Source organism: Novosphingobium sp. MMS21-SN21R (assembly GCF_031846015.1).
Taxonomy (GTDB): domain Bacteria; phylum Pseudomonadota; class Alphaproteobacteria; order Sphingomonadales; family Sphingomonadaceae; genus Novosphingobium.
Genome location: NZ_JAVRDU010000001.1, coordinates 1,813,325 through 1,827,278 on the forward strand (window position 1 = coordinate 1,813,325; position 13,954 = coordinate 1,827,278).

Sequence of the window (13,954 nt, forward strand, 5' to 3'; positions counted from 1 at the left end):
ACTTATTATCAATTCCATCTCCGGAGCAGCACGTGACCGTTTCTGGCGACCTTTCCCCTTCCACCTCCGGCTTGCAGCGATTGCACGCCATCATGGCGCGGCTACGTGATCCTGCGCGCGGTTGCGAATGGGACATTGCGCAGACCTTTTCCACGATTGCACCGTACACGATCGAGGAAGCCTACGAAGTCGAAGACGCGATCGCGCGCAACGACATGACGGCGCTGAAGGAAGAACTTGGAGACTTGTTGCTCCAGGTTGTATTTCACGCCCGCATGGCCGAAGAGCTCAGGCTGTTCTCATTCGATGATGTTGCCGCCACGATTTCCGACAAGTTGGAAGCGCGGCATCCGCATGTTTTCGGTGATGAAAACGACACCGGCCAATCGCGGGAGGATCGCTGGGAGAGCGCCAAGGCGAATGAGCGCGCTGCCAAAGGCGCGCAGAGTGCTCTCGATGGCGTGGCTTTGGCACTTCCAGCATTGATTCGCGCCGAGAAGCTACAGAAACGCGCTGTCCGCGTCGGATTTGACTGGCCTGACCCGGCCGGTGCCGTTTCTAAAGTTATCGAGGAATTGGAAGAACTTGACCATGCAAGTTCAGACGAAGAGCGAGTTGCCGAGGCGGGCGATTTGTTGTTCGCCGCGGTGAACGTAGTGCGCAAGTATGGTGTCGCACCTGAGGATGCATTGCGCGCTGCCAATGCCAAGTTCCAGCGGCGGTTTGTGGGGATGGAGACCCTCGCCGCGGGAACATTTGCCGACCTCACGCTTGAGGAGCAGGAGGCACTTTGGCAGCAGGTCAAGCGTTCAGAGCGCGGTGAAACGGCCTAGTTCGCGCGGTGTAAGGCGCACCGTGATACGCATTGCCGGACCGCCTCGGTCGTCGTCGATCTGGGTCTCACCCAGAATGTCGCCGTGCGCATGCAGCCACGCCAAGCGCTGACCGTCGGATAGCGGAACAGTGAGTTCCAGCGTTTGTGCCGTTCCGGTGAGCATTTCACCAAGACGGGTGAGCAACGCATCGACTCCCTCGCCGGTCATCGCGGAAATCGGCACGACCGGCGCGTCGGGAACTTTTGCTGCGATCAGATCCCGGCGCATGGCCTGATCTTCTGGCGCGAGCAGGTCCCATTTGTTCCAAGCCTCGATCACCGGGATGGTCGGCCCACCTTCCCCGTTGACTCCGAGGTCGGCGAGGATCTGTTCGACCTCCAACTTCTGATCAGCGGTGGCGGGATTGGCGACGTCGCGGACGTGGACGATCACATCTGCGGCGGTGACTTCCTCAAGTGTGGCCCGAAAGGCCGCCACAAGTTGCGTCGGAAGTTCGGAAATGAAGCCAACCGTGTCGGACAGGATCGCCTTGTCCACGCCAGGCATCCGGATTGCGCGCATTGTCGGGTCGAGCGTGGCGAAGAGGAGATCTTCGGCCATCACGGCTGCGCCGGTCAAGCGATTGAACAACGTCGATTTTCCAGCATTGGTATAGCCGACGAGCGCGATAACGGGCCAAGGCGCGCGCTGGCGACGCTCTCTGTGCAATCCGCGCGTGCGGCGGACCTGCTCGAGTTCCTTGCGGAGGCGCGCCATGCGGTTACGGATCAGGCGGCGGTCGGCCTCGATCTGAGTTTCACCGGGGCCACCGAGGAAGCCGAAGCCACCGCGCTGGCGTTCAAGGTGAGTCCACGAGCGGACCAGGCGGCCGGCCTGATAATCGAGATGCGCGAGTTCGACCTGCAAGCGGCCTTCGGCAGTGGCTGCGCGCTCGCCGAAGATTTCGAGAATCAGCCCGGTGCGGTCGATGACCTTGCGCTTGAGTTTGTCCTCAAGGTTGCGCTGCTGGATCGCCGAGAGCGACCCATCGATGATGACCAGTTCGGCATCTGACTGGTTGCAGGCTACGCCGATGCGCTCGACCTGACCCTCGCCGAACAGCGTGGACGGGCGAACGGCGCGAATCGGCAGGATGAAGGCATCGACCACTTCGATGCCGATCGCGCGGGCAAGGCCCTGCCCTTCTTCGAGCCGCGAGTCTGCATCCGTACCAAGCCCCCCTCCCCGCTGTTTGATATCGGGGAGGACGACAATGGCGCGGGCGCCGCGACTGACTTCACCGGCAACTTCGCCGGTATTGTTGCCAAATTCAAAAGTGCTCAGGAATCCTCACCATCCCAGTCACCCGTCAAATCGACGTGACCGGCGGGCTGAATTGTTGAAACGGCATGCTTGTAGGCAAGCTGGACGTAGCCCTCCCGCTCCAGCAACATGCAGAACAGATCGTACGATGCGACCTTGCCCTGCAGCATGACCCCGTTGACCAGGAACATCGTGACCTGAACACCGGAATCGCGCACGCTGGACAGGAAAACTTCCTGCAAGAGCCGCGCCTTGCGTCCGTTCTCTTCGCCCGACGTCTGGAAGTGGGCGACCGACAGTTGCTGGCCGGGCATGATCGTCGAGATCGCGTGCTTGTAGACCAGCTGTGACTGACCATCGCGGCGAAGCAGGATCGAGAAGTTGTCAAACCAGGTGACGATGCCCTGCAGTTTGACGCCCTTCACAAGAAACATCGTGACCGGAATTTTGTTCTTGCGCAGATGGTTGAGGAACAGATCCTGCAGGTTCTGGCCTTTGCCACCGCTTGGGCCGGCAACAGCTGCCGGAACTACAACGTCGGCTTCAGGTGCGGGTTCAGGCTTCGCGCGAGGACGTGCGGTGAGGGTCTTTCCGGTCATTCATGTGACTCCGTTTTATATTGGCTTGGCCCGTAAACGGGCTTTCGCGATCAGGCCTTTGCAGCATTTGCTGTTCGGGCCGGTTTCAAGAGCAAGTGTAAGTCGTGCCGACCGATGCGTAAACCGGGGAAATTGCAGCGAGTTCCGAATTAATGCGTATTCACGAAGCTATTCGTCTTCTTCGCCTTCCTTGCGCTCGGCCATGCCAAGTAGCTTGAGCTTGCGGTGAAGCGCCGAGCGCTCCATCCCGATGAAGCTGGCAGTCTTGGAAATATTGCCGGAAAACCGGCGAATCTGTACCTTCAGGTATTCGCGTTCGAAGTTCTCGCGCGCCTCGCGCAAGGGCACACCCATCAGCGCCGAGCCGCCGGTGTCTCCGCCCATTGGCGTGCTGACGATTTCCGATGGCAGCATGTCGGCATCGATCCGGGCAAGCCGGTCACGCGGGGCGAGGATGACCGTACGTTCAACCACGTTACGAAGCTGGCGGACGTTGCCGGGCCAGTCGTAGCTCTGCATGGCGGCCATCGCTTCGGGCGTGATCGCAGGTGGTGGCACGCCCTGTTCGTTGGCGTGGCGGGCGAAGAAATGATCGACAAGTGCAGGAATATCCTCGCGGCGGTCGGTCAGCGATGGGATAGCAACGGGAACGACGTTGAGTCGATAATAGAGGTCCTCGCGGAAGCGGCGCTCGGCGATTTCCTTTTCGAGCGGGCGTGACGAGGAAGATACGACTCGTACATCGACGCGCAACTGGCGGTGGCCGCCAACCCGGACGAACGATTGTTCGGTCAGCACGCGCAGGATGCGCGCCTGGCTCGAGGCAGGCATGTCCGACACTTCGTCGAGGAACAGTGTGCCGCCGTCGGCCATCTCGAGCAGCCCTGCCCGGACCAGCTTGCCGTCAATCTCTTCGCCGAACAGTTCCTGCTCGAAGCGTTCGGGGGTGATACGCGCGGAGTTGACCGTGACGAAGGCATTCTGGGCGCGCGGGCTCCACGAATGGAGCAGGCGCGCGGCCACCTCCTTGCCCGAGCCGGCAGGGCCTGTGATCAGCAGCCGGCTGCCGGTATTGGCGACGCGCTTCAGGGTGGCGCGGACCTGGTTGATCGCTGAACTGTTGCCGGTGAATTCGTCTGACATGCCGAAGTCCTGGCGCAGGCGCGCGTTCTCGCGGCGCAGGCGTTCGGTTTCGGTGGCTCGTTCGACCAGCAACAAGAGGCGCTCGGCCTCGAACGGCTTTTCGAGGAAATCCATCGCGCCGCGGCTGATCGCCGAGACGGCCGTATCGATGTTGCCGTGGCCCGAAAAGATGATCACCGGCAACTCCGGCTCGCGCTTCTTGATCTCGTCGAGCACTTCGAGCCCGTCCATCGGGCTGCCGTGCAGCCAGACGTCGAGCAACACGAGCGAGGGGCGGCGTTCGTCTATGGCGGCCAGCGCCGCGGTGCTGTCGGCGGCTAGGCGACACCCGTAACCTTCGTCGCTGAGGACGCCGGCCACGAGTTCGCGAATGTCGCGTTCGTCGTCAACGATGAGGATATCGAGTGCCATTTTGGGTCCTGTCAGTCCTGTTCGGCGCCGTTGCCGTTAGTCTGTGAAAGTGGATCGCGGGCGAAGCGCATGGTGACGCGCGTGCCGCCGCCCGGTTCAGGCGTGAAGGCCATTTCGCCGCCATGTTCCTCGACGATCTTGTGGACGATGGCGAGACCCAGGCCCGTGCCCTTTTCGCGAGTGGTCATGTAAGGTTCTAGAATGCGCTCGCGCTCAGCCGGGAGGCCGATGCCATTGTCGGTAACGCTTACCGTAACAGTATCCACATCGCCTGCGAGCGTCACGGCGATGCGGCCCTTGTAGTCAATTCCTTCGACTTTGGCCTTGCTTTCAATAGCTTCGATTGCGTTTTTAAGCACGTTGGTCATGCATTGGCCGAACTGATGGCGGTCGCACTGGATCGGTACGTTCGGTTCGTCGCAGGCAAAGCTGTAAGCAATTTCGGTATGAGCCACTTCCTGCAGGAACAGCGATTGGCGAACAAGATCGCTGGCGTCCTCGGCGCGGAACACTGGCTTGGGCAGGCGCGCGAAGGAGGAGAACTCGTCGACCATCTTGCGCAGGTCACCCACCTGCCGGATGATCGTGTTGGTCAGTTCTTCGAACAATTCAGGATCGGTTTCGATCTGGCGGCCGTACCGGCGCTTTAGGCGCTCGGTCGCAAGCTGGATCGGGGTCAGCGGGTTCTTGATCTCGTGCGCGATACGCCGGGCAACGTCTGACCATGCCGCGCGGCGCTGGTCGAGCAACTGGCGGGTGATGTCTTCGAACGTGATGACATGGCCGTTGCTGTCCTCGACCACGCGGACGGCAAGCGTGCGCAAGTCACCACCGAGTGGATGCTGGATGACGTTGTTTGGCTGGCGCGAGGCGACAAGCTGCGCAAACACTGGCGAGACTTCGGCCAGTGTCTTTCCAATGGGGGACTCGGCGCCGGGATCGCGCATCAGCCGCAGGGCCGATGGATTGATCAGCTGGATCGCCCCGTCGCGGCCGATCGAGACGATGCCTGCGGTGATCGATTCCAGCACGGCCTCGATGAAGGCGCGGCGCACTTCAAGCTGAGCATTGGCCTTAACGAGTGCCTGCGTCTGCCCCTCGAGTTGCTGGGTCATGCGGTTGAACGCGCGCGCGAGGAGGCCGATTTCGTCGGTGCCGCTGCTCTGCGCGACTCGCATGGCGAAGTTGCCGCTGCCGATAGTCCGGGCTGCGGAGACGAGTTCCGCCAGTGGAGCGACCTGCCGGTCGGCAAAGCGCAGCGCCGCCCAGACGGCCACCCCGACCAGCATGAGACTGACCCCGAACAGCGCGAGATTGAAGCGCAGTTGCAGCGCCCTCGCCCGCGTGGTCAGCATGTCATAAGATTTGAGTACGGTCTGCGCGCGCTCCCACTGCTCGAGCGCGAGCGCGTTGGATGTGCGCGCAGCGTAGAGGAAGATGCCGCGGCGCTTGTCGATTGGCGTGACAGCTTCGATCCGCTCGGCCGAAGCGTTCACAACGACGATCTCGCCGGCATCGAGGCGCTTCAGATCCTCCGAGGTGACGCGTTGCTGGCGATCGGCCTTTTCCGGATCCACGATGGCAGCGGTGCGCAAAGTACCATCGGGCGCGCGTTCGAGAATGGCGGATTCGTTTAGTTTGCGGCCGAGAACCTGGTAGGAATAACCTTCGGCAAACTCGGTCGAGGTTATCGATGCCTGATTGAGGTAATCGCGGATGTCGCCCGCCATGGCGACGGTTTCATTGCCGACATCGCGCAGCTTGTCCTCGTAATAGCCTTGAGCAAGCTTGTTGGCGTTTTCGAGCATCCCGCGCGAATTATCTGAGAACCAGAACTCAACGCCCGACTGAAACAGGAGCGAAGCAAACACCACGACCAGCAGGGTCGGGATTGCGGCGATCAGCGAGAACAACCACACCAGCCGGATGTGCAGCCGTCCGCTCGACCCAAGGAGGCTGCGCGTGGCGCGGCGGATGGCAAGGCGGCGGCCACCGAGCACCAGCAGCGCCATGGCCGGTACCAGCGTACCGATGAGCAGGCTCGACGTCAGCCGCGAGGGCAAAATCTGAGCTTGCTCGCTCGATCCGGTGACAGTCAGCCAGCTAACCGCGACCATCAGCGCAAAGATGGCCGAGGCCGCAATCTCGAGCAGCAGAAAGACGTTGGCGCGGCGAAGGCTGACAAGCACGCGCCGCCACCAACGTGGCATGCGCCGAACCTTTGCTGAGCCGTTGTGCTGCATAGTTGCACTATAACAACACCCCCTGTTGCCGAAATGCAAGGGGAAACCGACGAACGACGCGCGCTGCGGTATCTACCGGGTTTGGTCAGTCTCTTGGAACGGCAGTCTCTGGCAGAATGCCAAGGTCGGCCAAGCGCTTGCGCAGCGTGTTACGGTTGATTCCGAGTATCTGCGCGGCGCGTAGTTGATTACCGCCGGTCTGTGACAGAATGGCCCTGAACAGGGGCCGTTCGAACGCAGCCAGCGCAGCATCGTAGACTTCACCGGGTGCAGGAGCGTTCACTGCGAGCCAATTTGTGACGGCAGCACCCATGTCTTGGGATATGTCGCCAGACTCTGTGGGCCGAGCGGATACGCCGCCCTCACCTTGCGCGAGCAGAGGCTCGATCGTCGCAGAATCGATCACCTCATCGCGCGCGAGCAGGGCAAGTCGATAAATGAAGTTTCGCAACTCACGAACGTTGCCGCGCCATGGCTGTCGGGCCAGAATGTCGGCACCGGCCTGGGTCAGTTGGCGGCGCGGCAAGCCCTCTGTCGCTGCCTTGGCGAGAAAATGGCGCGACAGAGCGTCAATGTCGTCGGCCCGATCGCGCAAGGGCGGCAACTCGATGGGGACGACCGCCAAGCGGTAATAGAGGTCCTCGCGGAATGTGCCTGCGGCGATCATCGGCAGGAGATCGCGATTGGTGGCGGCGACGATACGGCAATCGAGCGTGATTTCATCACGGCCGCCGACACGGCGGATCTTGCCAGACTGCAAGGCGCGCAGGAGTCTGGTCTGGGCCTGCATCGGCATGTCGCCGATTTCATCGAGGAACAGCGTTCCCCCGCTTGCCTGTTCGAATTTTCCGATGGACCGAGCGACTGCGCCGGTGAAAGCCCCCTTTTCGTGCCCGAACAGTTCGCTCTCGATCAGTTCGCCAGGAATAGCAGCAGTGTTGACCGCGATGAATGGGCCAGAGCGGCGATTGCCCAACTGATGGATCGCCTCGGCAACCAGTTCCTTGCCCGTGCCGGATTCGCCGAGGATCAACACGGTCAGATCGTTGCGCAAAACGCGCGTGATCATGCGATAGACGGCCTGCATTGCCGGGCTGCGTCCGACCAGTGGCAAGCCCTGCGGAACGTCCTGCGGCACATCGAGCCCGATGGCTTCGGCCTTGCCGATGGCCTGCGTGACCGTCCGGATCAGTTCTTCGAGATCGAAGGGTTTAGGGAAGTATTCGAAGGCGCCAGTGTCGCTCGCGCGGACGGCAGTATCGAGCGTGTTCTGGGCGGAGAGGATGATGATCGGCAGGCCGGGATCGGCTTCGCGCACGCGGCCGATGGTTTCGATGCCGTCGCCGTCGGTCAGCATCACGTCGGTCAGGAGCAGGTGATAGGCGTGGGCGGCGAGGAACCGGTCGCGCCCTGCTATGGAATCGCAGCGGTCGACCGTAAAGCCTTCGGCTTCGAGGGCCGCGGTGATGACTAGCGCAATCGAGGCATCATCTTCGACAAGAAGCACGCGCTTGCTCATTCGACCGGGACCGATCCTGCTACGGGCAGATGGATGCGAAAGTGGGTCCATGCCCCGAGTTCGTCGCGATCATGGGTAATGCGGCCATTCATTTCGCGCACAAGTTTCTGGACAAGTGCAAGGCCGAGGCCTTGTCCGTTCTTCTTGCCGGTAACGAATGGCTCGAAGATATGGTCGCGCAGGGCGGGATCGATGCCGGGACCATTGTCGGACACGCGCAGTTCGATTGGCAGGCGGAGCGGTTTCCCGCCCGGCCCGGCATGAAGCTGGATACCGCTGGCAAAGCGGGTGCGCACCGCAATGCGCGGGGTTGGCCGACCCGCGCATGCTTCGCGCGCATTGCTCATCAGATTGAGCAGTACTTGTACCAGCGAATCCGGGTTGGCCATGATCGGCGGGAGCGAGGGATCGAACTCTTCCTCGATCGCAACCGGTTCTGGCGCGCCTGCGGCAATGACCGCCTGCGCGCGGCGTACTGCTTCGTGCAGATTGCACGGCTGTGCGGGTTCGGTCCTGCGGCGCGAGAGCGACTGCATCTGGTCGATCAGCTTGGCGATCCGATCCACCTCGGCGGTGATCAAGCCGGTCATCGCACGGTCGCTTTGTGAAAGCTTGCGGTCGAGCAGCTGCGCCGCGCCGCGAATACCTGCGAGCGGGTTCTTGATTTCGTGCGCCAGCACCTCGGGTGCGCGCAGGGCAATACCTTCGCCGCCACCTGCGCCGCGTCCATCGCCGGAGAGCGCTTCGACGCCGACGCCTTCGTGGAGCATCAGCAACTGCCAGCCCGGACAATGCGTGACCGGACTGGTCATCACATCGAACGGGCGCGGGGCCTGCCCGCGTATCTGGACACGCACACCGCGCGCGAACAACTGGGCCTCACCCTCGGCCAAGCGCCCGAGAATCAGCGGTTCGTCGAATTCAAACAGTTCCGCGACAGACTTGCCAACGAGGCGGCGGGTGCCCTGCCCCAGCAACTGTTCGGCAGCGGGATTGACTGCCGCCACCTTGAGATCCGGATCAAGCTGCAGCAGCGCGATGGGAAGGCTCGCGACGACGCGTTTGGGATCGGGCTTCTGCCCGGCCTCTTGCCTGCGCCAGTCGGGCAGCGCAATCATGCTGCCGCGCGCCGCTCCGCCGGATCGGTGGCTGCGGCGGGCAACTGGTGCTCGATGGCACGGCCATAAAACTCCGCAAGGCTGGCGAGGACCGCTTCGGGATCGTCGATGAAGTTGACCTTGTTACGGAAATCGGCGGAACCGTGGAGGCCCTTGGTGTACCAGCCCATGTGCTTGCGCGCCATGTTGACCCCGGTCACCGTGCCGTAATGCTCCTGCATAGCGTGGTAGTGTTCGACGATCAGCGCATATTGCTCAGGCAGCGTGGGATCGGCCCGGCGCTCTCCGGTCTGTAGCCAGTGCATCATCTGGCCGAGCAACCACGGGCGACCGTAGGAGCCGCGCCCGATCATGACACCGTCCGCGCCGCTCTGCTCGATGGCGGTGGCGACGTCCTCGATCGTGCAGATGTCGCCGTTGACGATGACGGGCACTGACACCGCGTTTTTCACGCTGCGTACGAAGGCCCAATCGGCATTGCCCTTGTAAAGCTGGTTGCGGGTGCGCCCATGAACCGTGATCATCTTCGCACCGATATCCTCGGCAATGCGGGCGAGTTCGGGCGCGTTGAGGCTGTCATGGCACCAGCCCATCCGCATCTTGACCGTCACCGGCACCTTCACCGCCTTTACCGTCGCTTCGATCAGGCGCGTGGCGAGCGGAATGTCGCGCATCAGGGCTGACCCTGCATCGCCGTTGACGACCTTGCGCACCGGGCAGCCCATGTTGATGTCGATGATCGCCGCGCCCTTGTCCTCTGACAGCTTGGCGGCTTCGGCCATCTGTTCCGGATCGCAGCCGACGAGCTGCATCGACACCGGTTCCTCGATCGGGTGCCATGCCGCCTTCTGCACCGACTGGCGGGTCTCGCGGATTGCGGCCGGGCTTGCAATCATCTCGGTTACATTCAGGCCTGAGCCGAAGCGGCGGACAATCGTGCGGAAAGGCAGGTCAGAGACCCCTGTCATGGGCGCGAGCACGACCGGCCAGTCGACCGTGACGGGGCCGACCTGGATGGGCTTGAGCTGCGGAGGGACGGGGACTTCGGACATGCGCTGATTTCTGCCTAAAAAACAGGCACGCGCTTAGTCGATTGCGGCGCGTGCGGCAAGGCTGTTGCTCCAGATGGGCATGCGCTGGTAGAGGCGCGCGCAATGGATAAGCCCAATTCCCCTAACACTGTGACTGTTGCTGCCGTGGTCGTGGCCGCAGGAAAGGGCCTGCGCACGGGCGGAGCGGTGCCAAAGCAGTTCGTGACATGGCGGGGCAAGCCATTGGTGTGCCATTCGGTCGAGGCGCTGATTGCGGGCGGTGCAGCGCCCGTTGTCGTGGCGATCCCGGAAGGCTGGGACAAAGTTGCCAGTGGGGCTTTGGCAGATATTCCCGGGGTTCGCCTCGTCCAAGGTGGACTGACCCGGCAGGAATCGGTGCGGTTGGCGCTGGAAGCGCTGGTCGATGGCGCACCCTCGCGCGTGTTGATTCACGATGCTGCGCGGCCTGTACTGCCTTCGGATGTGATCGACCGGTTGCTGGAGGCGCTGGATCGTGGCCCAGCGGCAATCCCGGTGCTGCCCGTGGTAGACAGCCTGGTGCGCGGGGATGACGGGGCGATGGCGTCCAAGGTTGAGCGCGACGGATTGCACCGGGTTCAAACACCGCAAGCCTTCGACTTTGGCGCAATTCTGTCTGCCCATCGCAACTGGCACGGTGCCGATGACGCCGGAGACGACGCGCAAGTCGCCGTGGCGGCAGGGTATGAGGTGCTCCTTGTCCCAGGCGACGAGGCATTGCGCAAAGTGACCTTCGCTGCCGATCTTGAGGAATCCGACATGACTCCAGCGTCCCGCACCGGCATGGGTTTTGATGTGCACCGCCTGGTGGAAGGCGAAGAGCTATGGCTTTGCGGAGTCAGAATCCCTCATAGCAAGGGGCTTTCCGGCCATTCCGATGCGGATGTTGCCATACATGCGCTGGTTGATGCCCTGCTGGGTGCGATTGCAGCGGGCGACATCGGCGACCATTTCCCGCCGGACGACCCGCAGTGGAAGGGCGCTTCGTCCGACAGGTTTCTGGCCCACGCGGCCAAGTTGGTGCGCGAGGCGCGCTGCCGTATCGCCCATGTTGACCTGACGATCATTTGCGAGTCGCCAAAGATTGGACCGCACAAACTGGCGATGCGCGAAACGCTTGCCCGGATTCTCGGGATTGACTTGGGGGCCGTCTCGGTCAAGGCGACGACCACGGAACGCCTCGGCCTGACCGGTCGGGGAGAAGGTATTGCGGCGCAGGCCGTTGCCACCGTTATCGCGGCCTGAACCCGCAGGAGTTGATCGTATGACGCTTTTTCGGAAGGTGCTGATGGCTGGTGCTGGACTTGCTCTGGCACAAGGCCAGCTGGCACACGCAGCAACCAATGCAGAGGGTTGCCTCAGCGAAAGCGAAGTCGGCGCGCTGGTAGGCTACGCCCTCCCCTCGGTGCTCGACGGAGCAATGAAGGCATGCAAGCCACATCTGGCGACCAACGGTTTCTTTGCAACGCGCGGCGGCGAGTTCGTCAATCGCTACGCCGCGCGCAAGAATGCGAATTGGCCGGTTGCCAAGGCCGCCTTCTTCAAGCTTGGCGGAGCTAAGAACGACAAGATGGGCGAGACGATCAAGGCCCTGCCCGACAATGCCCTGCAACCTTTCGTCGAGGCGATGGTTTCGGAGATGGTCGGCGGCGAAATCAAGCCGGGCCAGTGCACCGCAATCGAACGCGGTGTTCGCATTCTTTCCCCGCTTCAGCCCGAAAACACCGCAGAACTGATCACTTTCGTGGTCGTGCTGGCGGACAAGCCGAAGGCCGGAAAGGTCTCATCGCTTCCTATCTGCAAGGCTTCAACTTAAACCATGGACAGCATTCTTCCCGCCGAGATCGGCGATCTTGCGCGCAAGGTTGTCGAGGCGAACATCGCGCTGGGCCGAAAGGTTGCCGTGGCCGAGAGCTGCACGGGCGGGCTTGTTGCGGCTGCATTGACAGAAATTCCGGGAAGCTCGGCAGTGCTCGACCGTGGTTTTGTCACATATTCCAACGAATCCAAGATGCAGTTGCTCGGTGTGTCGGAGGACGTGATTGACACGTTTGGCGCCGTCTCAATCGCCGTTGCGTGGTCGATGGCGCAGGGCGCGCTGAAGAAATCTGGCGCGGACGTTGCCGTGGCCATCACCGGAGTTGCCGGGCCCGACGGTGGAACGGATCAGAAGCCAGTCGGAACCGTGGTTTTCGCTTGCGCCAGACGCGGCGAGGACCCGGAAGCCCATAACGCCGAACTCAAGCTGTTTGCCGATGCGAAGACGCGCGCCGACGTCCGCTTTCAGGCGACGATCTGTGCGCTGGAGCTATTGTTCCCGTAAAGCTGGGCGGCACGCTTCTCAAAAGCGCCAACCATCTTGCGGAAGGCCGAATCGAGATATTGCCCGGCAAGTTTTTCGAAGATCGCGTTGCGGAACGTGAAGTCGACACAGAAATCGACAGTGCACCCGCCATCGGCCGTGGGCGTGAACGTCCAGTCGTTCTCCAACTGCTTGAGCGGGCCTTCGATATATTCGACGCGGATCGACCGGGGCCGCTCCTTGTAGACGCGAGAGGTGAACTTCTCCCGCAGGGCGCTGAAACCGACAAGCATGTCGGCCACCATCACCGTTTCGCTGTCCGACTTGATGCGTGTCGCCACGACCCAAGGCAGGAACTCTGCATAGCGGCGCACGTCCGCGACCAGATCGAACATCTGCTCTGCTGACCACGGAAGCACTCGGGTTTCGACGATGTGCGGCACGCCTGCTCGTCCTTCGCGTCAGGCTTTCAACGCGGCCTTGGCGAGTTGCGCTTCGCGGGTGGCGCGCATTGCGCGAAAATCATCGCCCGCGTGATAACTCGAACGGGTCAGCGGGCTGGCCGCGACCTGAAGGAAGCCCTTGGCGCGTGCAATCGCCCCATAGGCGTCGAATGCCTTGGGCGTGACGAACTCAATCACCTTGGCGTGTTTTGGCGTCGGTTGAAGATACTGGCCCATGGTCAGGAAATCGATCTGCGCGCTGCGCATGTCGTCCATGACCTGATGAACCTCCAGGCGCTGTTCGCCCAAGCCCAGCATGACGCCGGATTTGGTAAAGATTCGCGGATTGTGGCGCTTTACCTGTTCGAGCAGGCGCAGCGACGCATAGTAGCGTGCGCCGGGACGAATCGTGGGATATAGGCGCGGCACGGTTTCGAGGTTGTGATTGTAGACGTCCGGTCCAGCATCCACGATGGCTTCGACAGCCGCTTCCATCTTGTTGCGGAAGTCGGGCGTGAGGATTTCGATGGTCGTGTTCGGCGTCATCTCACGCAGGGCCTTGATGACCTTGACGAAGTGACCGGCGCCGCCATCGGGCAGATCGTCGCGGTCAACCGACGTGATCACGATATGCTCAAGGCCCAGCTTGGCCGCTGCCGTGGCGACGTTGACCGGTTCGAGAGGATCTACGGCGCGGGGCATCCCGGTCTTGACGTTGCAGAATGCACAGGCGCGCGTGCAGACGTCACCGAGAATCATCACCGTAGCGTGCTTCTTGGTCCAGCATTCGCCGATATTGGGGCATGCCGCCTCTTCACAGACCGTGTTCAGCCCGAGCTCGCGCATCAGCGCGCGGGTTTCGCCGTAGCCCTTGCTGGTCGGCGCCTTGACGCGAATCCAGTCTGGTTTGCGCTGGCGTTCAGGACGGGGAGCGGGCGATGATGCGAGGTCGTTCATGCGGTCCAGAT

General features: G+C 62.1%; 13 protein-coding genes. 4 read left to right on the forward strand and 9 right to left on the reverse strand.

What is annotated here, in order from left to right:
* The first annotated feature begins 32 nt into the window (after positions 1-32).
* On the forward strand, positions 33-833 hold the full coding sequence (gene mazG, locus RM192_RS08780) for a nucleoside triphosphate pyrophosphohydrolase (protein ID WP_311507156.1): 801 nt from the start codon (positions 33-35) through the stop codon (positions 831-833).
* On the opposite strand, the gene hflX is transcribed toward mazG, so the two are convergent.
* From hflX to dusB, 7 genes are all read right to left on the reverse strand, one after another.
* Complete coding sequence (gene hflX, locus RM192_RS08785) at positions 810-2,159, reverse strand: GTPase HflX (RefSeq protein WP_311508600.1); 1,350 nt, start codon at positions 2,157-2,159, stop codon at positions 810-812. The genes mazG and hflX overlap by 24 nt on opposite strands.
* The gene (gene hfq, locus RM192_RS08790) at positions 2,156-2,737 is read right to left on the reverse strand and encodes an RNA chaperone Hfq (protein WP_311507157.1); all 582 of its coding nucleotides are present in this window, start codon (positions 2,735-2,737) and stop codon (positions 2,156-2,158) included. Before hfq ends, hflX begins: the two co-directional genes overlap by 4 nt.
* A 168-nt stretch (positions 2,738-2,905) precedes the next feature.
* Positions 2,906-4,291, reverse strand: coding sequence for a sigma-54 dependent transcriptional regulator (locus RM192_RS08795; protein ID WP_311507158.1), 1,386 nt, complete (start codon positions 4,289-4,291; stop codon positions 2,906-2,908).
* Positions 4,292-4,302: 11 nt separating this feature from the next.
* Entirely contained in the window at positions 4,303-6,501 is a 2,199-nt protein-coding gene (locus RM192_RS08800; protein WP_311507159.1) for an ATP-binding protein, read from the reverse strand.
* 118 nt (positions 6,502-6,619) lie between these two features.
* Complete coding sequence (locus RM192_RS08805) at positions 6,620-8,053, reverse strand: sigma-54 dependent transcriptional regulator (protein ID WP_311507160.1); 1,434 nt, start codon at positions 8,051-8,053, stop codon at positions 6,620-6,622.
* Entirely contained in the window at positions 8,050-9,171 is a 1,122-nt protein-coding gene (locus RM192_RS08810) for an ATP-binding protein (protein ID WP_311507161.1), read from the reverse strand. The genes RM192_RS08805 and RM192_RS08810 overlap by 4 nt, the downstream gene beginning before the upstream one ends.
* A complete protein-coding gene (dusB, locus tag RM192_RS08815; protein ID WP_311507162.1) occupies positions 9,168-10,223 on the reverse strand; it encodes a tRNA dihydrouridine synthase DusB in 1,056 nt (351 codons plus the stop codon). The genes RM192_RS08810 and dusB overlap by 4 nt, the downstream gene beginning before the upstream one ends.
* 102 nt (positions 10,224-10,325) lie before the next feature.
* Here dusB and RM192_RS08820 point away from each other — a divergent pair, with 102 nt between their 5' ends.
* From RM192_RS08820 to RM192_RS08830, 3 genes are read left to right on the forward strand one after another with little or no spacing between them, the layout of a single operon-like run.
* On the forward strand, positions 10,326-11,486 hold the full coding sequence (locus tag RM192_RS08820; protein WP_311507163.1) for a bifunctional 2-C-methyl-D-erythritol 4-phosphate cytidylyltransferase/2-C-methyl-D-erythritol 2,4-cyclodiphosphate synthase: 1,161 nt from the start codon (positions 10,326-10,328) through the stop codon (positions 11,484-11,486).
* Positions 11,487-11,505: 19 nt separating this feature from the next.
* Entirely contained in the window at positions 11,506-12,057 is a 552-nt protein-coding gene (locus tag RM192_RS08825) for a hypothetical protein (protein WP_311507164.1), read from the forward strand.
* Positions 12,058-12,060: 3 nt separating this feature from the next.
* Positions 12,061-12,564 (forward strand): CinA family protein, encoded by a 504-nt coding sequence (locus RM192_RS08830; RefSeq protein ID WP_311507165.1) that lies wholly within the window; start codon positions 12,061-12,063, stop codon positions 12,562-12,564.
* Here RM192_RS08830 and RM192_RS08835 read toward each other — a convergent pair.
* A complete protein-coding gene (locus RM192_RS08835; RefSeq protein ID WP_311507166.1) occupies positions 12,525-12,986 on the reverse strand; it encodes a type II toxin-antitoxin system RatA family toxin in 462 nt (153 codons plus the stop codon). The two genes, RM192_RS08830 and RM192_RS08835, sit on opposite strands and share 40 nt — an antisense overlap.
* 18 nt (positions 12,987-13,004) lie before the next feature.
* Positions 13,005-13,943 (reverse strand): lipoyl synthase, encoded by a 939-nt coding sequence (gene lipA, locus RM192_RS08840; protein WP_311507167.1) that lies wholly within the window; start codon positions 13,941-13,943, stop codon positions 13,005-13,007.
* Between the last annotated feature and the right edge of the window lie 11 nt (positions 13,944-13,954).